Raw genomic sequence first — 21636 nt, forward strand, 5'->3', positions numbered from 1 at the left:
CAGGAATCCGACGCCGGGTTCGGGGCCGCGAACCGAAACGCGGAGAGAGGCTGGCCTCCGCCGGGGACAGATCGCAAACTTGCCGGGGGCTCAGTCGCCCTGGCCGTTCGTTCCCCGGCCCTGGAGGTCACACGTGAGTGAATCGTCCCCTGCCCGCACGCCCTCGGTGAGGAAGATCGCGGCCGGTGCGCTGCTGGTCGTCCCGTTCGCCGTCTACCTGGCCGTGCCGAGCTATGCCAAGGAGGGCCCGCGTCTCGCGGGCTTCCCCTTCTTCTACTGGTGGCAGCTCCTGTGGGTGGTGCTGACCGCTTTCTGCATCGGTGGCGCCCACCTGCTCACCCGCAAGCGGGGTGACACCAAGTGAAGGACGTCAATGGCGTCGAGCTCACCATCTTCGTCTTCTTCTTCGCCGTCGTGACCGTGGTCGGCTTCGCGGCGGCCCGCTGGCGGCGCGGCCAGACGCTGATGCACCTGGACGAATGGGGTCTCGGCGGGCGGAGCTTCGGCACGTTCGTCACCTGGTTCCTGCTGGGCGGTGACCTCTACAGCGCCTACACCTTCATCGCCGTTCCGTCCGCCGTGTTCGCGGGCGGCGCGATGGGCTTCTGGGCCGTGCCGTACGGGGCCATCGCCTATCCGATCGTCTTCTTGATCGGCCCGCGCCTGTGGTCGGTGGCGCACCGGCACAGGTACGTGACCGCCGCCGACTTCGTCCGCGGGCGCTACGGGTCGAAGTCGCTCGGGCTCGCCGTGGCGCTCACCGGGATCTTGGCGATGATGCCCTACATCGCGCTGCAGCTCGTCGGCATTCAGGCGGTCCTCACCGTCATGGGCGTGGCCGGCTCGGGCTGGACCAAGGACCTACCGCTGTTCATCGCGTTCGGGCTGCTGGCCGCCTACACCTACACCTCGGGGCTGCGGGCACCCGCGCTCATCTCGTTCGTCAAGGACGCGATGATCTACCTGGTGATCATCGTCGCGATCGTCTACATCCCGACGAGACTCGGCGGATGGGACAGCATCTTCGACGAGGCCGGAACGGCGCTGGCCAAACCGAATCCGGCGACCGGCAAGCCCGCCGGCTCGCTGTTCACCACCGACATGACGCACTGGGCGTACGGGACGCTGGCGCTCGGTTCGTCGCTGGCCCTGTTCATCTATCCGCACAGCGTGACCGGCGCGCTCGCCGCCGGACGCCGCGACGTGATCAGGCGGAACGCCGCCCTGCTGCCCGCCTACTCCCTGCTGCTCGGACTTCTCGCGCTCCTCGGTTACATGGCCCTGGCCCACCCCGGCACCGCGACCGCGGTGCAGCGGGCGGGCAACCCGCAACTCGCGGTGCCCGAGCTGTTCGACCAGATCTTCCCCAGCTGGTTCGCCGGGATCGCGTTCGCCGCGATCGGCGTCGGCGCGCTGGTGCCCGCGGCGATCATGTCGATCGCCGCGTCCAACCTGTTCACCCGCAACGTCTACGGCGCGTTCCTTCGCCCGGCGGCGGGGCCCGAGGAGGAGACGCGGGTGTCGCAACTGGCGTCGTTGCTGGTCAAGGTGGGGGCGCTGGTGTTCGTCCTCGGTTTCGACAAGTCGCTGGCGATCAACCTGCAGTTGCTCGGCGGGATCTGGGTCGTGCAGACGTTCCCGTCCATCGGCGTCGGCCTGTACACGCGGTGGCTGCACCGGTGGGGGCTGCTGGCGGGCTGGGCGGTCGGGATGGCCTACGGGACGATCACCGCCTACACCACGTCCTCGCCCACACAAGAGCATTTCGGCTCGCCCCTCGCCGACATCCCGTTCGTCGGCCACACCGGCTATATCGCGCTGACCGCGTTCGTGTTGAACATGCTCGTCGCCGTGGCGGTCACCGCGGTGCTCCGGGCGTTCGACGTCCCCGCCGGGGCGGACGAGACGAGCGAGGACGATTACACCGCCGACGCGGACGGCGCGCTCACCACTCCGGAGGACCCCGGCCGTCCGCTCACTGGCCGTACGGTCTGACGCCCGGACGTTGTCGACCGGCGGACCGGGGCGAGCGGCTCGGTCGCCGTCCGTGCGGCGTAAGGGCGTCACCGTCTACCCCGGTTCCACCGGTCACCTTCAAGGCTGCGCTCCGGCGCCCGGATCCGCAAGGCCCCAGGCGCCGGGTGCGGGCCGGGACGCCGAGCCACGGGTCAGGGGGCGGCGCCGACCCGCTGTGAGAGCAACCGCCCCGGCCATTCCCCGACCGTGAACTCCAGAACAGGCTCGAAGCCGTTGCGGCGGTAGTACTCGACCAGCCGCCCGTCCCCGCCGCCGTAGCAGTCGACGCGGACCAGGTCGACGCCCCGCCCGCGCGCCTCGTCCCGCGCCTTGCCGATCAGCGCGCCACCTACCCCGTACCCGGTGAACGCGCGATCGGTGACCAGCAGCGTGATGTACAACTCCGGCTCGTCGATGGCGTCGACGTAGTACGGCGGCTCCGGCGACACGGCCATGATCCCTGCGGATCGACCGCCGACCTCCGCCACCCAGATCTCGTCGGACCGGGTGATGCCGGTGATCCGCTCCACCCGCTGTGGGCTGGACGACCAGGGCTCGGTGCCCCACTGGCCCGCGCGCCCGTTCGCCACGAGCCAGGCCACCGCACCGTCCAGCATCGCCAAGATCATCGGCACGTCCTCCGTGCAGCCCCTGCGGATCTCCATCGCACCTCCTCGTGCACTTCGATCTTCGCAGAGTCGCCCGCGCCCGGGCCCGCGTTCACCGGCCTCACGAGGCGGTGAGGTCCCGGGCGCGGCGCAGGAGGTCGAGGGTGATGCCGTGGAGGAGGTCACCGGTCTCCTTCGGCGCCCTCCCGGCGCACGCGCGGGCGTGGGTGCCCTCCAAGACGATGCCGAGCTTGAAGCACGCCAGTACCGCGTACCAGGTGATGGACGAGAGATCGCGACCGGCCACGGCGTCCGCCCGTCCGGCGTAGGCGGCGATGAGCTCGTCCGGAATGGGCAGACCGCCGGCGGCGCCCAGGGGGCCGGCGAGGGCGGCGCCGGCGCCGTCGTCGTCGGGCCAGGTGGCCAGCAGCCAGCCTAGGTCGAGCAGCGGGTCGCCGATCGTGCACATTTCCCAGTCGACGATCGCGGCGACCTCCGGGCCGCCGAAGGAGTACATCAGGTTCGCCAGGTGATAGTCACCGTGCATGATGCCGGGGCGCCACATCGCGGGACGGTGCGCGTCCAGCCAGGCGGCGACCTCGTCCAGGCCGGGGATCTCGGGTCCCGCGTACCCGTCAAGCGCGCCGTAGGACTCGAGCTCCGCTGTCCAGCGGTCTACCTGCCGCTCCAGGAATCCCTCCGGCCGCCCGAAATCGGCGAGGCCCACGGCCTCGTGGTCCACCGCCGCGAGGGCTGACAGAGCACGTGCGGCGTTCAGGCCCATCTCGCGGCGGATGGAAGAGTCGCCCAGGTGCAGGTCTGGCAGGGTGACCGACCCGTTGAAGCCGTTGACCGGTGTCATCAGGTAGAAGACCGCACCACCCATCACGTCTTCGTCCGGACACGCGGCGATCAGGCGCGGCGCCGGGACGTCGGTGCCGTCCAGGGCCGCCAGCACGCGGGCCTCGCGGCGCAGGACGTCGTTCGTCCTGGCGCGCAGGTGCCGGGGGCCGCGCCGGAGCACGTAGTCGCGGCCGCCCCTGCGGAAGCGGATCAGGGTGTTCTGCGTTCCGCCGGTCAGCGGCGCGACGTCCTCGAACGGACCGCCGGGAAGGCCCTGCGTGTCCATCCAATCGGCCAGCACGGCGAAATCCACGAGCGCGGTGTCGATCTGCTCAGGCTGCACGGCGGGTTCCTTCCACGGAGAAACACCGGAGAGTAGTGGTGCGTGCTGCCCTTACCTACCCAGGAAAGAAGGCCCGCGAGCAGACCACTGTCCATCGGCACGAGTCTTCGCGCGCGGCCGTGCCTCGCGCGCCGGGACGAGGTCACATTCGTCCAAGACGATGGTGTTCCGGGAACGGCAGCCTGGGCATGTCAACCAGGATGACCAGGGAGGACGACATGACCAGCGAGATCCGCCGGACCTTCTACCCGCTGATCAATTGCGCCGATCCCGCCACGGCCATGGAGTGGCTGGAAAAGGCGTTCGGCTTCACCCCGTACGGTGTGCACAAGGACGACTCGGGGAAGATCGTGCACGCCGAGATGCTCTACGACACCGGGATCTTCATGTTCGGCATCGGCGCGCCCGGCACGTCGGCGATCTACGTCGCCGTCGATGACCCCGATGCTCATCACGACCGGGCCAAGGCGGCGGGGGCCGAGATCTTCCGGGAGCTCACCGACCAGGACTACGGCTCCCGTGACTACGCCGCCCACGACCAGGACGGCAACGAGTGGTACTTCGGCACCTACCGCCCCTGAACCGGCGATATTGAGGGGCTTCCAGCCGGTTGCCGGTGCTACGGTGCCGGAGCCGGCCGCGGGACTTCGGTGCGACTTCCGGAACCCGCCTTTTCAGCGATGATTCGCCGCTCGTGCCCTCATTCCCCGGCCGGCCCCCCGACCCCTTCCGGCCGACCACGGGAAGCCCATGAGCGAGACGTTCGCCGACCTGATCGCGTGCGAGGACGCGCTGATGTTCGTCAACGCGGCGATCACCTCCACCGGGCAGCGGGAGTTCCGGCACGACGAAGGCGAGCAGCGGCTCTCCCTCGACTTCCTTCACCGGTACATGCTGGCGAACTACCGGGAACTGTACGCGGCGTCGCTCGCGCTGCGGATCAACGACCACAACGCCGCGCTGATCGTCCGGAACCTGCTGGCGCACGCGAGCGACGTCGGGGTGGAGCGCCGCCGGCACGAGGGGCGGCTGATCGCCCGGCGGCTCGAACTGCTGCCGCAGCAGCGCGTGTACCGGCTGTTCCGCGATCTGCGCGGGCTCGGCGTCAACAACCGGCGCACCCGCGCCATCCTCCGCGACTGGCTGGCCGGGCGCCGTGACCCGGCGTTCGACGCGGTCAAGTACCGCAGCGCCCTCAAGTCGGCGGTGCGGCACGCTCACCTTCCGCTGGACGGCGAGCTGGGCCCGTTCCTGTTCGCACCGCGCGGCGTGAAGTCGTTCCGGACGCCGATCTTCGAGCAGTGGCGCCGCGCGCACTACGAGCAGGCCGCCCTGTACGAACTGCCCTACACGGTCGCGGAGGGGTTCGCGGCGAAGCACGAGATCCCCCGGAAGGTCTTCCTGGAGCGCATCGAGCCGCGGATGACGCGCCTGGAGCGCCTGCGCCTCCAGGAGAGCGCCCGAAAGGCCAACGTGGACGGCGTCGCCACGGACCTGGGTGCGATGCCCCTGACGCGGCTCGCCTCGTACGTGCTGTCCCTACCGCTGGAGGACCGGGCCGCGCGCCGCGCCGAGCTGACCGCCGCCCTGCGCGCCGCCGCGCGGCGAGTGGCGGGCGCGGCCCGCGGTTCGTGGGGGAAGGTCACCGCCGTCCTGGACGACAGCTACTCCGCCACCGGGTCCGGGCAGAAGCGGCGCCGGCCCCTCGCGGTCGCGCTCGCCTCGTCCTACCTGCTGGAGGCCCTCGCCGCCACGTACACGCCGCTGTGGACGTCCGGGCGCACCGACGAGCTGCTGCTCTATCCCTACGGCCCGACGCCGCTCGGCGAGCGGATCCTGGACGCGCTCGACACCGCACCGGAGCGCCTGGTCATCATCTCCGACGGCTGGGACAACGCCCCGCCCGGCCTCGCGGCGGACGTCCTGCGGATCTGGCGGACACGGCTCGACCCCGCGCACCGGGTGATGATCGCGCACCTCAACCCGGTGTACGACGCCGACGACTTCGACGTACGGCGGCTGGCGCCGACCGTGCCGACCGCCGGGATCCGCGACGCCGAGGACCTCTTCACGCTGATCGAGCTGGCCCGGTTCGCCGAGGGGCGGCTGGGGCTGGAGGCGCTGCGGGCTCACCTGGACGACCGGACGGCCCGCTTCCTGGAGGTGACGACGTGATGTTCCGCCCCGACGGGCTGAGGACCGGGCCCTCGCAGGTATGGGCCTCGATCCGCCTCGTCCCGCTCCTGCGCGACGAGCCCGTCCCTGACCTACGGCTGCACCGCAGGCTCTACGAGCAGCCGATCTCCGTGGTCGAAGTAGGGGACGGCACCGTCTACACCGCCTATGTGCCGCACGCCTTCGTCGCGACGTGGAGCGACGCCGATGAGCTTCCGGCGGCCTCGTACGGGACCCGCCTGCTGGAGAAGGACACCAGGTCCGCGCCGCCGAGGATGGCCGTCCGGACGACGCGGCGCATGGCGCGCAAGGCGGGCAGGGACAGACTCCGCTTCCTGCCGCTGCACCTTGCGGTGGAGGGCTATCTCGCGCTGCATTTCGGAGGCCCGGAGATCGCCTGGGAGGAGTGGTCGCGGCGGGCGGTCGCACAGGGCCTGTCCCCGCGGTGCGAGGAGACCTACCTCGGTCTGGAGGTGCGCGGTCTGGAAGACGCGCTGCGGATCTTCGAGATCCATCCCGGGCAGTGCGGCGTGCTGGTCTATGTCGCCGACGCCCTGGCCAGCGTGTTCGTGACGCCGCACCCGGACGATTACCGGACGCTGCACCCGACCCTGGTCGAGGACCTCTTCGGAGAGCTGATCTACATGTACGGGACGCTGGGGGTGCCCGCGGGCGACGTGTCGGCGGGCATCGACGGTACCGGGATCGGTTCCCTCGCGGACCTGCGCGCCGCCACCGCACGGGCTCGGGACGAATGGGCCGACTTCCACGACGAGTTCATGGCCGGAGGACTTCGCGATCCCGACGGGTCCCGCCAGGTCGTCCAATACCTGAACGGGTTCGAGCTCGAACGCTTCCTGCCGTCGTTCGGGCTGCGCCGGGAGAACCACATCGGCGAGGCCATCGTCGACCCGGCCGGCCGCCTCGCCTACATGAAGACCTTCCGGCTGTCCGATGGCCAGGTCAAGCGCGGCTACCTGCTGAAGCAACTCGCCCAGCACGGCTGGCGGCTGGCGGACGCGGCCGCGTCCCTCGGCATCAGCGAGGGCAACCTGGCGCTGCGTCTCGAACGCTCGGGATTCGCCTATCTGCTGCGTCAGGACGTCCTGGACCACTACCAGGCGCAGGCCCGGCGCGCAGGGGTCACCTGAGGCCGGAGAAGAGGTCGTCCTCCTTGGCGGGCACCTCGACACGGGTCCGCTGCCGGACAAACGACTCGGTAGAAAAAGCCATGAATTGGACCTCCTCCGGAAGTCGCAGCAGGAAAATGTTCTCTCCCTGGCTCGCATGCGCCCGAAGGGCCTTCACCTTGGCCTCGACGTACGAGGACACGTCCACGCGGCTGGTGATCAGCTCGTCGGGGGTGCCGAAGTCCTCGGGCGGGTCGAAGTCGATCTCGATGCCGGCCTCGGTGATGTACTCGGACATCTGCTTGATGCCGGAGCGGGGCATTGCCGTGTAGTACAGCTTGTCTGGAATGTCGGTACTGTCGGCGGCGGCCACGGCGATGCGGTGGGCCTGGACGTGGTCAGGGTGCCCATAGCCGCCGTCTTCGTCGTAGGTGACGACGACCTGCGGCCGGTACCGCTCCATGAGCGCGGCCAGCTTCCCGGCGGACTCCTCCAGCGGGACGTTCGCGAACGCCTCCGGCGCCTCGTTCGCGTCCCAGCCGACCATGCCGGAATCCTGGTAGCCCAGCAGCTCCACCACGTCGATGCCGAGGTGGGCGGCCGACTCGTGCAACTCGGCGATGCGCCGCCGCGCCACCACCGCCGCGTCATGGCCGGGCTCTCCGGGCTTCACGCCCCCGGCGTCGTCGCCCTGCTCACCGTTGGTACAGGTCACCAGGACGGTGCGGACGCCCTCGGCGGCGCAGCGCGCGAGCAGCCCGCCCGTGCCGAGAACCTCGTCGTCGGGGTGGGCGTGGACCGCCATCAGGGTGAGTTCGTGCTCCATTGCTCCGGGACTCCTCGGGGCGCTCGTCCGGCCGTCCACTCTACGTGCTCGCGGCCGAAGCCGATCAAGGTCGGAGATGCCGATCGGTTCCGGAGAGCCGGTCAGGTCTGGGACGAGGACTCGGTCGCCGACAGGTCCGCCGGTGTGAGCGGGTGCGCCGGCTCGTCGAAGGGGAACAGCGACGTCGCGGTCAGGCCGTCCACGAGCAGGAGCTCACCCGGGGCGAGGAGCCGCCACCCGGGATCGTCGTCCATGCGCTCGCTGGCCACGACGCAGGCGGGCGTCGGCTCCCGGTGTGCCCTGACCTTCAGCCGGCCGGGCTCACGGCCAGAGGCCAGATGCCGGTCGGTGTCCGGCCGGCAGAAGGTGAGGGCCGGCTCGGAAGCGAGCGCCCACAGTTCGTGGGTCGCCGGATAGCGCAGCGCCCACAGCCTTCCTGACTCGGCCAGCACGACGTTGAGGGCGAACAGCGGCAGCTCGGCGGCGATGCGCCGGACGGCCGAGACGAGCCCCTCGGTGGTGTCGCCCCGCCTGCTAATCTCCGCGGTGACATATGCGCAGACGAGCTCGGAGTCGGTCTGCCCCTCGACCGGTGCGCGGTCCACGTCGGTGAGCCACGAGCCGAGTGTGTCCAGGCCCCGTACCACGCCGTTGTGGGCGAAGAGCCGGTCGTCCATGACGAACGGGTGGGAGTTGTGGACGTCGGGCGCGCCCGTCGAGGCGTACCGGACGTGGGAGACGAACGTGTGCGACGCGATGTGCCGGGCCTCGGAGTTGAAGTCGGCGTCCTGGAACGCGGCGATGGGCGCACGGTCACGGACCGGCTCCTCGCCCAGCGAGAACCAGCCGAGGCCCGTGCCGTCCGGCATCCGGCGGCTCTGGTCGCGGAGGCTGTCCGGGGCGTCCAGCAGCCAGAACGTGGCGTGCATGCGCGGGCCGCCGGTGGTCATCCCGAAGAGTCGACACATACCTGCACGATGCCCCCTGGTGGCCTGGTCACCCCCCGAGATCGGCCCTGGTCTTCCACGGTGGCCCGCCGATGGCGTACGGTCCGGATATGGGGTCGCCGCTGGTTCTCCTTGACGTGGACGGGGTTCTCAATCCCTTCGAAAGACCTCATCGCGGGTATCGCAGGCACCGTTGCTCGCCGAACGGGATCACGTTCAACCTGTGGCTCGACCCCGCGCACGGGCCGTCCCTGCTGGAACTGGCCGAGTCCACCGGTGCGGAACTGGCCTGGGCGAGCTACTGGTGCCACAACGCCAACGAGTGGATCGCCCCGAGGATCGGCCTGCCGGAACTGCCGTTCGTCCCGATTCCGCAGTTTCCCGGCATCGAGGCGGGGCGCTCGCTCGGCTCCTGGAAGGCCCGGCACGTGGCGGCCTGGGCGGAGGGCCGCCCGTTCGTGTGGTTCGAGGACGAGCCGGACGCCACCGACTGCATCGCCGGTGAGCCCGAGGTGGCCGACCACCTGCTGGTGAAGATCGACCCGCTGATCGGTCTCACCGGCCGTCACCTCGAACTCGCCGCGAGCTGGCTGAACGCCCGAACCCGCTGACCGCCACGCACCGGACCGGGAGATCAGCAGGTGCCGAGCAGCCCGTTCAGGGCCGTCTTCTCCGCCGAGTCGACCGTCAGGCCGTACCGGTACTTCACGTCGATCCACGACCGTGCGTACACGCAGCGGAACGAGGACAGCGGTGGCGTCCACTCGGCCGGGTCCTTGTCGCCCTTGGCCTGGTTGACGTTGTCGGTGACCGCCCACAGTTGCGAACTGCTCAGGTCGTTGGCGAACGCCTGGCGGCGCGAGGTCGTCCAGGACGAGGCGCCCGAGCGCCATGCCTCGGCGAGCGGGACCATGTGGTCGATGTCGATGTCGGACGCCTGCGTCCAGGTGGCGCCGTCGTAGGGGCTGTGCCACGTCCCGGAGACCGCGGCGCAGGCCGCGTCCGTCTGCACGTTGGTGCCGTCCCGCTTGAGGACGACTTCACGGGTGTTGCACGTTCCGGACTGGGTGATCCAGTGCGGGAACTTGTCGCGGCTGTAGCCGGTGGACGAGCCCTCGGCCGCGACGGTCAGGGCGGCGAGGTGCTGTGCGGCCTCGCTCGCGCCGGGGGGTGGTGGCGGAGCGGCGGTGGCGGCCGGGCCGAGCAGGGCCGCGACCGTGGTGGCCGCGGCGGCGGTGAACGCGGTGACGGCGATCCCCGTGCGTTTCACGGGAGCTCCTTCTCGCTAGGAAGTATGAACCGCCGTAAGTCTCGAATAGTTGGATAAACCGAAAATGTCTATTTGGTTAGCAAGGGTCACGATCAGGTCACGACGTTCCTCGGGGGGAGGTGTCATTCGTCCAAGACGTCCGGGAACCGGCCGCCTAGCGTCGCCGGGGAGAGAAGGGAGCGGACGATGGCGAGATCACCGCTGATGGACATGGCCTTCGGGTACATGCCGGCGCAGATGGTGCATATGGCCGCCGAACTGCGGCTCGCCGACGCCCTCGCGGGCGAGCCGCGGACGAGCGGGGAACTGGCGAAGGAAACCGGCGCCCACGCGCCGTCCCTCTACCGCCTGCTGCGGGCGCTCACGTGCATGGGCGTCGTGGAGCAGCGAGAACGGGACCTGTTCGCCCTGACCGACGAGGGGTCACGGCTGTGCTCGGACGCGCCGGACTCGATCCGCTCGCTGGTGCTGCTGTTCTGCGGCCCGGACGTCTGGCGGACGTGGGGCGACATGGCCGAGACCCTCCGGACCGGCGAGTACGCCTGGCGCCGGGTGACCGGGAAGACGCCGTTCGAGTTCTTCGCCGACAACGAGGAACTGTCGGTCACGTTCAACGAGGCGATGGCCGAGCACACCCGCTCCGTCGCGCCGGTCCTGATCGAGGCACACGATTTCACCCGTTATGAGATGTTGGCGGACCTCGGCGGCGGCGACGGTACGCTCCTCGCCGCGATCCTCCGGGCCGCCCCGAAGCTGCGCGGCATCCTCTACGACCTGCCCACCGGGCTGGAGGCCGCCGCCGGCTCGCTGGCCGACGTCGCCGAACGCTGCGAAGTCGTCACGGGAGACTTCTTCGAGTCCGTGCCGGAAGGCGTCGACGCCTACGTCCTCAAGAGCGTGATCCACGACTGGGACGACGAGAAGGCCGCCGCGATCTTGCGGACGGTCCGCGCGGGGATGCGTCCGGACTCGCGGGTGCTCCTGGTGGAACAGGTCGTCCCGGAGATGGTGGGACCGGACACCATGGGCGTCCTGATGAACGACCTCAACATGCTCGTCGCGACCGGCGGGCGCGAGCGGACCGCGGGGGAGTACCGCGACCTCCTCGCCACGGCCGACCTCACGATGGTCGCCGACACCGGCCCGGTGCCGCCGTCGAACTACCACATCATCGAGGCGACGCCGGCGGGTTAGTCTCTGCCGGGCACCGAAAGGCACGTTCCAGGGGTACCGGTTCTACTGGCGGGTCCAGTCCGGCTGGACGAAGTCGGCGACCCTGGTGTCCGGTCGCCCGAGGAGGACGACCTCGCGGAACTGCCACAGCATCGCGCCGGTGGGAGCGTGCACAGACCAGTCCGGCCCGAGCCGCATCTGGAGCAGACTCCCGCCAGCGGCCTGCGGAACCCACCGCGGCGTGTCGTCGTCGGCGAGCGTCCGCAGGCTCACATGGTGGATCGAGTGGACCTCGTCCGGGCTCGGAAGAAGGATCCCGGGATCGTCCAGCACGACCACGATCGGCGTGATGGCGAAGCCGGACGTGGCGGGAAAGTCGTCGAGCCTGCCGAGGACGTCGGCGGGCCCGGCGGCCAGCCCGATCTCCTCCCGCAGCTCCCGCAGCGCCGCAGCCTCCGGGTCCTCGCCCGGCTCAAGGCGCCCGCCGGGCAGGCCCCACTGTCCTGCGTTCCGTCCCCGGTAGGCGCGCCTGATGAGGATCACCGACGGGACGCCGCCGTGCTCGACCGCGCACAGGACGACACCGGCGCGGCGTAGCCCGCGCGCGTCGGGGACGGTCAGATGCTCGAACGCCGCGAGCCGCCCGGTCGCGGCGTCACGGAACGCCGCCAGGCTGTCGAGGGGACCGGTGCCGCGCAGAACGTCCGTCATGCGTCGATACTGCCAGGACCGGCCTCGCGGGCGTACCGTGCCGGGGAAGAGCCGACCGCGGCGGTGAACTCGCGGGTGAAGTGGGCCTGGTCGGCATATCCCAGTTCGGCCGCCAGCGCGGACCAGTCGAGACCCACCCCGGTGACGGCCCGCTCGGCCGCCTCCAGCAGCCGGAACCGGCGGATCACCCACTTGGGGCCGACGCCCACATACTCGTGGAACAGCCGCTGCAGGCTCCGCGCGGTCAGGCCCACGTCCGCGGCGAGATCGTCCACCCTGACCAGGCCCGGCGACGCCGCGATCCGCTCGACGACCTCGGCGGCCCGCGCGGCCGACGGGTCCGGCTCGGGGGCCAGCCCGATGATGAACGCCTCCAGCAGCGCCAGCGCCTCCCCCGGGTCGGAGGTCGCGAACAGCTTCCCGGCCAGGGCGCCCCCCGCCGCGCCGAACACCTCGTCCACACCGAGGAACCGGCCGGTGATCTGGGAGACCGGTGCGTTCAGGAACGGCCGGAACCCACCGGGACGGAATCCCACACCGACCACCCGGCCCTCGTCCGCGATCTCCTCGACGAAGTCGTCGCGAACCACGCCCGCGATCCGCCCTCGCGTCCGGCCCTCGGTCAGGTAGCTCGTGAACGTCACATGGACGGTGGGCCGGGTGAGGACCCGCTGCCGGTGCGGGGGACGGCCGCGCAGCTCCCAGTGCAGCACCCAGAAGAACTCGACGAAGGGAGCCAGTTCCGGGGGCGGCGCCGTGCGCTCGACCCGGAAACGCTCCAGTCCCGTCCGCGGGCGCAGGATTCCCCGCGTCCCCGCGGGTAGGGATCGGCCCATAACCCCAGGCTAACGGGGGGAGTGTCGCGTTTGTTCAAGACCGTGCGCCGCCGGCCCTCCTAGCGTGGAGATCATGATCGAACGAATGAGCGAGGTGCAGGTCGTGGACATCCGGCGCCAGATGCTCCCCGCCGCGGAGGCCGCGGTGCGGATCGTCCAGGAGATCCCGGAGGCCCGGCTGGACGATCCGACCCCGTGCCCAGACTGGGACGTGCGAGACGTCGTCAACCACCTGATCCTCTGGAACGCCCGCGGCGGGACGGCCGCGCGCAAGCTGCCCACGACAGGGCCCGGCGAAGACCACGACTTCACCGCCGAGGCGCATTGGGCCGACCGGTTCGCCGAGCAGGCGCGCGAGACCGCCCGGGCGTGGACGGACCCTGCGGCCTGGGAGGGCAGCACCAGCCTCACCGGCAACAAGGCGGGGATGCCCGCTGAGTTCATCGCCGGGATCGTCTTCGGCGAATGCGTCGTCCACGGCTGGGACCTCGCCGTCGCCACCGGACGCGAGCCCGGCTTCACACCGGAGGTTGTCCAGGCAGCCTGGGAGCAACTCGTCACCACGGCGGAGGTGAGCCGCAAGTACGGGGCCTTTGGCGCCGAGGTACCCGTCCCGCAGGACGCGCCGCTACTCGATCGCGTCCTCGGACTGTCGGGCCGCGACCCGTACTGGACGCCGTAGACCCGTTCGCTGCGACGCGCCGTAATGGGGGCGCGAGCCGGTGCCAGGGCGCTCTACCCTTGAGGACATGTCTTCGACCTCTTCGATCCGCGTACGTTTCGCCCCGTCACCGACCGGCATGTTCCATGTCGGCGGCGCCCGCTCGGCGCTGTTCAACTGGGTGATGGCCGCGCAGTCGGGCGGGACGCTCGTGCTGCGGATCGAGGATACCGACGCCAGCCGCAACAGCCCCGAGTGGACCGAGGGGATCATCCGCGCTCTGGCCTGGCTCGGCATGGACGGCGAGCAGTACGAAGGCCCCTATTTCCAGTCCGCCAACGCCGACCGGCACGCCGCGGCCGTCCAGACGCTGAAAGAGCAGGGGCGCGCCTACTACTGCGACTGCAGCCGCGAGGCCGTGACCGCCCGCACCGGCGACCAGCACAAGGGCTACGACGGGTTCTGCCGCGACCGCGGACTCGACCCCGGCCCCGGGCGCGCCCTTCGCTTCCGCACGCCCGACGAGGGGCAGACCACCGTCGTAGACCTGCTGCGCGGCAAGCCCGTCTTCGACAACAGCGTCCTGGAGGACTTCGTCGTCGCCCGAGCCGATGGCTCGGTGACGTTCCTGCTGGCCAACGCCGTCGACGATATGAGCCAAGGCATCACCCACGTCGTGCGCGGCGAGGAGCACCTGTCCAACGCGCCCAAGCAGCAGCTGCTGTGGGAGGCGCTCGGCGGCGAGCCGCCGGTGTGGGCGCACGTTCCGGTCATCGTGAACGAGAAGCGCCAGAAGCTGTCCAAGCGTCGTGACAAGGTCGCCCTGGAGGACTACCGCGCCGAGGGCTACCTCGCCGAGGCCATGCGCAACTACCTCATGCTGCTCGGCTGGGCGCCGTCCGGCGACCGCGAGATCGTCCCGTGGGACGTCATGGTCAACGAGTTCCGGATCGAGGACGTCAACACCTCGCCCGCCTTCTTCGACGTCAAGAAGCTCCGCGCGATCAACGGCGAGTACATCCGTGCGCTGCCCGCCGAGAAGTTCGTCGCCGAGTGCCTGCCGTTCCTCCAGCAGGCCCCCTTCGACGTGGACGTCGCGGTGTTCGCCGAGCTGGCGCCGCTGGCACAGACCCGGGTGGCGCTGCTGTCGGAGATCGTGCAAATGATCGACTTCGCCTTCCTGGACGAGCCGCCGTCCGATGAGCAGTCGTGGAACAAGGCCATGAAGGGGCCCGCCGCCGAGATCCTCGCCGAGGCCGAGGAGTCCTACCGGGACGCGCCCTGGAACGCCGAGGAGCTCAAGAACCGGCTGGAGCGGATCGGTACCGCCCACGGCCTCAAGCTCGGCAAGACGCAGGCACCCGTCCGCGTCGCCGTCACCGGCCGTACCGTGGGCCTGCCGCTGTTCGAGTCCCTTGAGATCCTCGGCCGCGACCGGACCCTCGCCCGCATCGCCGCCGCCCGCGCGGTGGTGAACGCAACCCAGGCCCAGGAGGGCTCGCCCTCCTGACCGCGCTTGGGCACGCGTCGTCGCTTCGCGATCTTCCCGGTGGGCTCGCCGCCGGCGTTCTCCCCACCGGTCGGGTCGGGCGCTCGCATGACCGTTGAGGTCAGCGTAGTGAGCTGGTCCGGGGTCGGCCTCTGGGCGCCTCTCAGCGGAATGTGATCGCTCCGGGGTAGTGGCCGGACGCGCAGACGAAGCGCATCCGGCTCTTTTCGGGCACGCCCAGGTCGATCCGGGTCTCGCCGTCAACGGGCAGGATCACATCCTTATCGCGCGCGGGGATGGTGAAGGCCCGCGTATGCCCGCGCGTGCCCTGCGTCTTCAGGACGAGCACGGTGGGTACGCCGGCTCGCGCGGTGACCAGCGCCGGACGGTACCCCTGGTCGAGTGCCCACACGGTCACGATCTGGGTGCCGGACGCGTCCGTCCGGACGAAGCGGGCCGAATCCGCGGCAGCAGCCGTCTCATCGCCCCCGGCGGGCAGCCAGCCCCCCAGCCGCAGCCCCGACAGCAGTGTCCAACCCGCGGCCACGAGCAGCCCCGCGGCCAACAGGACGGTGATGCGGCCCCGCAAGGCCGCGAGCGAACGGCCGACCGTGACACCGATGATCCCGAACAGCGGCGCGGTCCCCAGCACGAACCCGCTCATCACCACGGCGCCTCCGAGTGCGGACCGCGACGTCACCGCCAGCAATTCAGCCGACAGCGTCAGCCCGCACGGAACAAGGATCGTGGCCGCCCCCAGGAGAGCGGCCCGCTGCCACCATCTCTCCGAGCCACCACTTCCATCCCGCCCAAGAGCATCTTCGGTGCGCTCCTGGCGGATGACATTCACCGCGCCTCCTGAGACGGCCGTCGTCCGCCTGACGGCTCGTCCACCAAGCTCGTCCACCACACGCGGCTCGGGGCGCTCGTCAGCGGTATCGCTGGGGCGGGCATCAGGGACAGGGGTCGCGTGGCAAGGATCGTGCCCGTGGCGGCCACGCCTGAGAAGACGGCTTGCAGGAGGGAAGCCCAGGAGGTCGAGCGCGAATAGGGCGAGGGTCAGGGCGGTCACCGTCAACAGGGCGCCTCGCGCCCGCGGGCCCGGCTGGACGGCGCCGCCCGCCAGACCGAGGAGGGTTCCGAGTGCCGCATGGGAGGCGAGCTTGGCCCCGAGGAACGTCGCGACCGGGCGGAGGTCGGCGCGGGTGTCCGGCCGTCCGTCCCCGCGGCCTCCGGTCACCGCGCCGGTGAGCAGGCCGAGCTGAACGGCGGCACAGGTCGTCCCTCCGGCGAGAAACCCCGTCCCGGCACCGGTGAGGAAGAGCGCGGTGATGTCCATGACTGCACCCCCGCAGCGAGAACCTCCCCGTATCCGCCCGGCGCGAAGCGTAGCCCGACCGGCAGCCCCCGGTATCCGTCAGGTGGAGGTGTCCTCGCCTTCCTGCACACATGTGCGGAGTTCGGCGAGGAGGCGGTCCAGCTCGTCGAACTCGCCGCGCAGGGCGGGCGGCACGTGCTTGCCGACGATCTGCGCCTGCTTCTCCACGGCCGTCAGACGTTCCAGCGCCCGTCCCGCGGTGCCGGCGGTCCCCGGCTCCCCGGCCGGACGTGAGTGAAGCAGCGCCGCCTGTTCACGCAGGAGCGCCGCCTGCTCGCGGAGCAGCGTCGTCTGGTCCCGGAGCTGCTTGTTCTTGTTGTGCAGCTCCACGAACACCGACACTTTCGCGCGCAGCACCCACGGGTCGAACGGCTTGGAGATGAAGTCGACCGCTCCCGCGGCGTACCCGCGGAACGCGTAGTCGGGGTCGCTGTTCACCGCGGTGAGGAAGATGATCGGCAGGTCGCGGGTCTTCTTGCGGCGTTTGATGTCGCGGGCCGTCTCGAACCCGTCCATGCCCGGCATGACGACGTCCAGCAGGATGACGGCGTACTCGTCGGTGAGCAGCGCCTTGAGCGCGTCCTCACCCGACCGGGCCCGGACCAGATCCTGATCGAGGGAGCTGAGGATGGCCTCCAGCGCGATGAGGTTCTCCTCGCGGTCGTCCACGAGAAGGATCTTCGCCTTGTCGTCCACGCGTCGTCTCTCTCCGTTTTCCGGTCAGGCCCGCCACCGTCCGGGCAGACGAGCACCCACGGTGACCCTACTGCGCCTGCGCCTCAGCGGACGATGGAGGGTTGCAGCCAATTCCGCATGACGTCGAGGAGATGGTCGACGTCCACGGGCTTGGGGACGTAGTCCGACGCGCCCGAGTCGAGGCTCTTCTCCCGGTCGCCCTTCATCACCTTCGCGGTGATCACGATGATGGGCAGCTCGGCGAACTGCGGCATCTCCCGGATCGCCGCCGTGGTGGCGTAGCCGTCCAGTCCCGGCATCATCACGTCCATCAGCACGATCGCCACATCCGGGTTGCGGTGCAGCACCTCGATACCGGCCTGACCGTCCTCGGCGTACAGCACCTCCATCCCGTACCCCTCCAGGACGCTGGTCAGCGCGAACACGTTGCGGACGTCGTCGTCGACGATCAGCACCTTGCGGCCCGACAGGACCGTGTCGAGGAAGTCGGCGGGCGGCCCCTCCATCAGGCCGTTCAGCGCGGGCTCGCTCTCGCCGGGACGGTCGCCGGGCGGCTGCTGCTCCACCGGCAGCCCGTTCTCGTGCCCGGTCACGGCGGCCCGGGCGGTCCGGTTCCCGCGGACCGGCCCGGCCCCCGCGACCAGCGCGGGCACCACGTTCGACGCGGCGCCCGCCTCGTCCGGCAGCGACGAACGGCGCCGCTCGTCCGGCTCGCTGTAGTGGGCGGGCAGGTACAGCGTGAACACGCTCCCGCGGTTCGGTTCGCTTTCGGCGTGGATCTCCCCGCCCAGCAGCCGCGCGATGTTGCGGCTGATCGACAGTCCGAGGCCGGTGCCGCCGTAGCGGCGGCTTGTGGTCCCGTCACCCTGCTGGAACGGCTCGAAGATCTCTTGCAGTTTGTCGGCGCTGACGCCGATCCCGGTGTCGATCACCCGGAAGGCGATCACGTCGGGGGTGTTCCACAGGGCGGGCAGCGTGAAGTCGATGTCCCCGGCCCGCTCGACCAGCAGCCGGACCTGGCCCTCGGCGGTGAACTTCACCGCGTTGGACAACAGGTTGCGCAACACCTGCTGCAACCGCTGCTCGTCGGTGTGCAGCGTCGGCGGGACGTCCGGCGCGACTTCCACCCCGAACTGCAGGCCCTTGTCCACCGACAGCGGCCGGAACGTGGCCTCCACGTAGTCGACGAGCGCCGACACCGACAGCCGCTGCGGATGCACCTCCATCTTCCCGGCCTCGACCTTCGCCAGGTCCAGGATGTCGTTGATCAGCTCCAGCAGGTCGGTGCCGGAGTCGTAGATCGTCCGGGCGAACTCGACCTGCTTGTCGGTGAGGTTCCCGCCCGGGTTCTCCGACAACAGCTTGGCCAGGACGAGCAGGCTGTTCAGCGGCGTGCGCAGCTCGTGCGACATGTTCGCCAGGAACTCCGACTTGTACCGCGAGGAGATCGCCAGCTGCTCGGCGCGCTCCTCCAGGGTCCGCCTGGCCTGCTCGATCTGGAAGTTCTGGATCTCGATCGCGCGGTTCTGCTGGGCCAGCAGCGCCGCCTTCTCCTCCAGTTCGGTGTTGGAATGCCGTAGCTCGCCCTGCTGGCGCTGCAACTCGTCCGAGCGCTCCTGCAGCTCCTGCGCGAGCCGCTGGGACTCGCCGAGCAGCGCCTCCGTACGGGTGTTGGCGCTGATCGCGTTGAGCGTGACCCCGATCGTCTCGATCAGCTGGCTGAAGAACGCCAGGTGGACGTCGGTGAACCGGCCGAACGAGGCCAGCTCGATCGCGCCGAGCACCGCGTCCTCGAACACGATCGGCAGCACGATGATGTTGACCGGCGACGCCTCGCCCAGCCCCGAGCCGATCTTGACGTAGTCGGCGGGGGCGTCGCCGATCAGCAGGGTCCGGCGCTCCTGCGCCGCCTGCCCGACCAGGCCCTCGCCGAGCGCGAACCGGATGGCGCCCGACCGGCTCCGCCGCGTCCCGTACCCGGCGATCAGCACCAGTTCGGTCTCCTCGCCGCTGTTCTCGGCGAGGTAGAACGCGCCGTACTGGGCGCTCGCGGTCGGCGTCAGCTCCCGCATGATCAGCTCCGCGACCTGCATCAAATCCCGGTGCCCCTGCATCAGGCCGCCGATCCGCGCCAGGTTCGTCTTGAGCCAGTCCTGCTCCTCGTTGGCGCGGGTCGTCTCGCGCAGCGTCGCGACCATCAGGTTGACGTTGTCGGACAGCTCCGCGACCTCGCCGCGCGCCTCCACGGTGATCGTCCGCGTCAGGTCGCCGGTGGCGACCGCGCTGGCCACCTCGCCGATCGCCCGGACCTGGGTGGTCAGATTCCCGGCCAGCTCGTTGACGCTCTCGGTCAGCCGCTTCCAGGTACCCGACACGCCCTCGACCTCGGCCTGCCCGCCGAGCCGTCCCTCACTGCCGACCTCCCGGGCCACGCGGGTGACCTCCGAGGCGAACGACGACAGCGTGTCGACCATCGTGTTCAGCGTGGTCTTCAGCTCCAGGATCTCGCCCTGCGCGTCCACGTCGATGCGGCGGGTCAGGTCGCCGTGCGCGACCGCCGTCGCGACCTGGGCGATGTTGCGGACCTGGTAGGTCAGGTTCGACGCCATGCCGTTGACGTTGTCGGTCAGGTCCTTCCACATACCGCCCGCGCCGGGGACGATCGCCTGCCCGCCGAGCCGTCCCTCCGTGCCGACCTCCCGGGCGACGCGGCTGACCTCGTCGGCGAACGCCGACAGCGTGTCGACCATCGTGTTGAGGGTGTCCTTGAGCTGCAGGATCTCGCCCTGCGCGTCGACCTCGATCTTGCGGGTCAGGTCGCCCTGCGCCACCGCCGTCGTCACCGTGGCGATGCCGCGGACCTGCATGGTCAGGTTGTTGGCCATCGAGTTGACGTTGTCGGTGAGGTCCTTCCAGACCCCGCTCACCCGCGGCATGCGGGCCTGCCCGCCGAGCCGTCCCTCGGTGCCGACCTCCCGGGCGACGCGGGTGACCTCCGAGGCGAACGACGACAGCGTGTCCACCATCGCGTTCACGGTGTCCTTGAGCTCCAGGATCTCGCCCTGCGCGTCCACCGTGATCTTCTTGCCCAGGTCGCCGTCGGCCACGGCCGTGGTGACCTGGGCGATGTTGCGAACCTGGTAGGTCAGGTTCGACGCCATGCCGTTGACGTTGTTGGTCAGGTCCCGCCACACGCCGCTGACGCCGGGGACGTGCGCCTGGCCGCCGAGGCGCCCCTCCGTCCCGACCTCGCGCGCGACGCGGGTGACCTCGTCGGCGAACGCGGAGAGCGTGTCGACCATCTGGTTCACGGTCAGCTTCAGCTGCAGGATCTCGCCCTGCGCGTCCACCGTGATCTTCTTGCCCAGGTCGCCCTCGGCGACGGCCGTGGTGACCTGGGCGATGTTGCGGACCTGGTAGGTCAGGTTGTTGGCCATCGCGTTGACGTTGTCGGTGAGGTTCTTCCACACGCCGCTGACGCCCCGCACGTTGGCCTGGCCGCCCAGCTGGCCCTCGGTGCCGACCTCCCGGGCGACGCGGGTGACCTCGTCGGCGAACGCCGACAGCTGGTCGACCATGGTGTTCACGGTGAGCTTCAGCTCTTGCAGCTCGCCGGTCGCCTCCACCGTGACCTTGCGGGTCAGGTCGCCCTTCGCCACCGCCGTGGTGACCTCGGCGATGTCGCGGACCTGGGCGGTCAGCCGGTTCGCCATCACGTTCACCGACGCCGTCACGTCCCGCCAGCGGCCCGTCATCCCGCGCGCCGGGGCCTGACCGCCGAGCCGCCCTTCGGTGCCGACCTCACGGGCGAACTGGGTGACCTCCCAGGTGAACTGGTCGAGGAGCTCCACCATCCCGTTCACCGACCGGGCCATGCGCAGCAGTTCCCCGCGCATCGGCCTACCGCGGACGCGCAGCTCGACCCGCTGGCTCAGGTCGCCCTTGGCGACGGCCTCCACCACCTGGTACATCCCGGTCGCCAGGTCGGTCAGCTTGCCGATGATCGCGTTGGTGTCCTCGACGGCCAGCGCCCACGAACCCTTCAGCGTCCCGGTCGCCAGCCGTCCCTGCAGCTGACCCTCCCGGCCGATCTCCCGCCGGACGCGGCTCAGCCCCGAGGTCAGCTCATGGCCGTTCTGCCGGATCTCCTCGACGATCGCCGCGGCCTCTGCCACGGCACCCTCGCCCGATACGTCCAGACCCTGGCCGGCCTTCCCATCGCGCACGGCGGCGAGCGCCCTGAGCAGCGGTTCGAGGTCGGCGTCGCTGTAACGCGGCGTGGTGTCGCGAGACCCGCCGGGGCGGGCACGTGACGCGGTACGCGGCATGCTCTTCATCCTCCTGGCCCGCGATCATTGGGTACCCGGATACCACGGACTCCTTCTCTGGGCCTACGACCTGTGGGCCTTCGACGGGCCGCATCTGTACTCTACGTCCCTGTGCAGCGTGGAGCCCGTGCCGGCTGTGGCCGGGTAAAGGCGCGGCAACGCCCGGCCGTTCGTGCTCGTAGTCTTCGTGTTACGGTCTGTCGTGT

The 21636-nt window shown here is 70.3% G+C and carries 19 protein-coding genes; 9 read left to right on the plus strand and 10 right to left on the minus strand.

Features of this window, described 5'->3' with window-relative positions; all coding sequences use genetic code 11:
• Window positions 1–133: 133 nt before the first annotated feature.
• Both AMA02S_RS38700 and mctP read left to right on the plus strand, forming a co-directional pair.
• Complete coding sequence (locus AMA02S_RS38700) at window positions 134–364, plus strand: DUF3311 domain-containing protein (RefSeq protein WP_067469770.1); 231 nt, start codon at window positions 134–136, stop codon at window positions 362–364.
• Entirely contained in the window at window positions 361–1995 is a 1635-nt protein-coding gene (mctP, locus tag AMA02S_RS38705; protein WP_067469773.1) for a monocarboxylate uptake permease MctP, read from the plus strand. Before AMA02S_RS38700 ends, mctP begins: the two co-directional genes overlap by 4 nt.
• Before the next feature lie 173 nt (window positions 1996–2168).
• Here mctP and AMA02S_RS38710 read toward each other — a convergent pair whose 3' ends face one another.
• Window positions 2169–2681, minus strand: coding sequence for a GNAT family N-acetyltransferase (locus AMA02S_RS38710; protein ID WP_067469775.1), 513 nt, complete (start codon window positions 2679–2681; stop codon window positions 2169–2171).
• A 64-nt stretch (window positions 2682–2745) separates the two neighbouring features.
• Entirely contained in the window at window positions 2746–3810 is a 1065-nt protein-coding gene (locus tag AMA02S_RS38715) for a phosphotransferase family protein (protein ID WP_369688432.1), read from the minus strand.
• A gap of 218 nt (window positions 3811–4028) precedes the next feature.
• Here AMA02S_RS38715 and AMA02S_RS38720 point away from each other — a divergent pair, with 218 nt between their 5' ends.
• The 3 genes from AMA02S_RS38720 (at window position 4029) to AMA02S_RS38730 (ending at window position 7136) form a co-directional block, all read left to right on the plus strand.
• Window positions 4029–4391, plus strand: a complete 363-nt coding sequence (locus tag AMA02S_RS38720; protein WP_067469839.1) for a VOC family protein — start codon at window positions 4029–4031, stop codon at window positions 4389–4391.
• 169 nt (window positions 4392–4560) lie between these two features.
• Window positions 4561–5985 carry a hypothetical protein gene (locus tag AMA02S_RS38725; protein ID WP_067469778.1) on the plus strand — a complete coding sequence of 475 codons (1425 nt, stop codon included), beginning with the start codon at window positions 4561–4563 and terminating at the stop codon, window positions 5983–5985.
• Window positions 5985–7136 carry an ARPP-2 domain-containing protein gene (locus AMA02S_RS38730; RefSeq protein ID WP_067469841.1) on the plus strand — a complete coding sequence of 384 codons (1152 nt, stop codon included), beginning with the start codon at window positions 5985–5987 and terminating at the stop codon, window positions 7134–7136. Before AMA02S_RS38725 ends, AMA02S_RS38730 begins: the two co-directional genes overlap by 1 nt.
• Here AMA02S_RS38730 and AMA02S_RS38735 read toward each other — a convergent pair.
• Complete coding sequence (locus AMA02S_RS38735; protein ID WP_067469780.1) at window positions 7129–7941, minus strand: PIG-L family deacetylase; 813 nt, start codon at window positions 7939–7941, stop codon at window positions 7129–7131. The two genes, AMA02S_RS38730 and AMA02S_RS38735, sit on opposite strands and share 8 nt — an antisense overlap.
• A 101-nt stretch (window positions 7942–8042) precedes the next feature.
• Window positions 8043–8909, minus strand: a complete 867-nt coding sequence (locus AMA02S_RS38740; RefSeq protein ID WP_067469783.1) for a class II glutamine amidotransferase — start codon at window positions 8907–8909, stop codon at window positions 8043–8045.
• A gap of 89 nt (window positions 8910–8998) precedes the next feature.
• Between AMA02S_RS38740 and AMA02S_RS38745 the strand changes: the two genes are divergently transcribed.
• The gene (locus tag AMA02S_RS38745) at window positions 8999–9499 is read left to right on the plus strand and encodes an HAD domain-containing protein (RefSeq protein ID WP_067469786.1); all 501 of its coding nucleotides are present in this window, start codon (window positions 8999–9001) and stop codon (window positions 9497–9499) included.
• 23 nt (window positions 9500–9522) lie between these two features.
• Here the strand turns inward: AMA02S_RS38745 and AMA02S_RS38750 are convergent, their stop codons facing one another.
• A complete protein-coding gene (locus AMA02S_RS38750; RefSeq protein WP_084266048.1) occupies window positions 9523–10158 on the minus strand; it encodes a GmrSD restriction endonuclease domain-containing protein in 636 nt (211 codons plus the stop codon).
• Window positions 10159–10344: 186 nt separating this feature from the next.
• On the opposite strand from AMA02S_RS38750, the gene AMA02S_RS38755 reads away from it, so the two are divergent.
• Window positions 10345–11352 carry a methyltransferase gene (locus AMA02S_RS38755; protein ID WP_067469789.1) on the plus strand — a complete coding sequence of 336 codons (1008 nt, stop codon included), beginning with the start codon at window positions 10345–10347 and terminating at the stop codon, window positions 11350–11352.
• A gap of 42 nt (window positions 11353–11394) precedes the next feature.
• Here AMA02S_RS38755 and AMA02S_RS38760 read toward each other — a convergent pair whose 3' ends face one another.
• Entirely contained in the window at window positions 11395–12042 is a 648-nt protein-coding gene (locus AMA02S_RS38760) for an NUDIX hydrolase (RefSeq protein WP_067469790.1), read from the minus strand.
• On the minus strand, window positions 12039–12878 hold the full coding sequence (locus tag AMA02S_RS38765; protein WP_067469794.1) for a helix-turn-helix domain-containing protein: 840 nt from the start codon (window positions 12876–12878) through the stop codon (window positions 12039–12041). Before AMA02S_RS38765 ends, AMA02S_RS38760 begins: the two co-directional genes overlap by 4 nt.
• Window positions 12879–12951: 73 nt before the next feature.
• On the opposite strand from AMA02S_RS38765, the gene AMA02S_RS38770 reads away from it, so the two are divergent.
• Both AMA02S_RS38770 and gltX read left to right on the plus strand, forming a co-directional pair.
• On the plus strand, window positions 12952–13560 hold the full coding sequence (locus AMA02S_RS38770) for a TIGR03086 family metal-binding protein (protein WP_245668030.1): 609 nt from the start codon (window positions 12952–12954) through the stop codon (window positions 13558–13560).
• Window positions 13561–13627: 67 nt separating this feature from the next.
• Window positions 13628–15049, plus strand: a complete 1422-nt coding sequence (gene gltX / locus AMA02S_RS38775; protein ID WP_084266049.1) for a glutamate--tRNA ligase — start codon at window positions 13628–13630, stop codon at window positions 15047–15049.
• 142 nt (window positions 15050–15191) lie between these two features.
• Here the strand turns inward: gltX and AMA02S_RS38780 are convergent, their stop codons facing one another.
• The 3 genes from AMA02S_RS38780 to AMA02S_RS38790 form a co-directional block, all read right to left on the minus strand.
• Window positions 15192–16367, minus strand: coding sequence for a sulfite exporter TauE/SafE family protein (locus AMA02S_RS38780; RefSeq protein WP_067469801.1), 1176 nt, complete (start codon window positions 16365–16367; stop codon window positions 15192–15194).
• 78 nt (window positions 16368–16445) lie between these two features.
• Complete coding sequence (locus tag AMA02S_RS38785) at window positions 16446–17102, minus strand: response regulator (RefSeq protein ID WP_067469806.1); 657 nt, start codon at window positions 17100–17102, stop codon at window positions 16446–16448.
• A gap of 83 nt (window positions 17103–17185) precedes the next feature.
• Window positions 17186–21430, minus strand: a complete 4245-nt coding sequence (locus AMA02S_RS38790) for a hybrid sensor histidine kinase/response regulator (RefSeq protein ID WP_067469808.1) — start codon at window positions 21428–21430, stop codon at window positions 17186–17188.
• Between the last annotated feature and the right edge of the window lie 206 nt (window positions 21431–21636).

The organism is Actinomadura macra NBRC 14102, from assembly GCF_001552215.1.
GTDB lineage: Bacteria > Actinomycetota > Actinomycetes > Streptosporangiales > Streptosporangiaceae > Spirillospora > Spirillospora macra.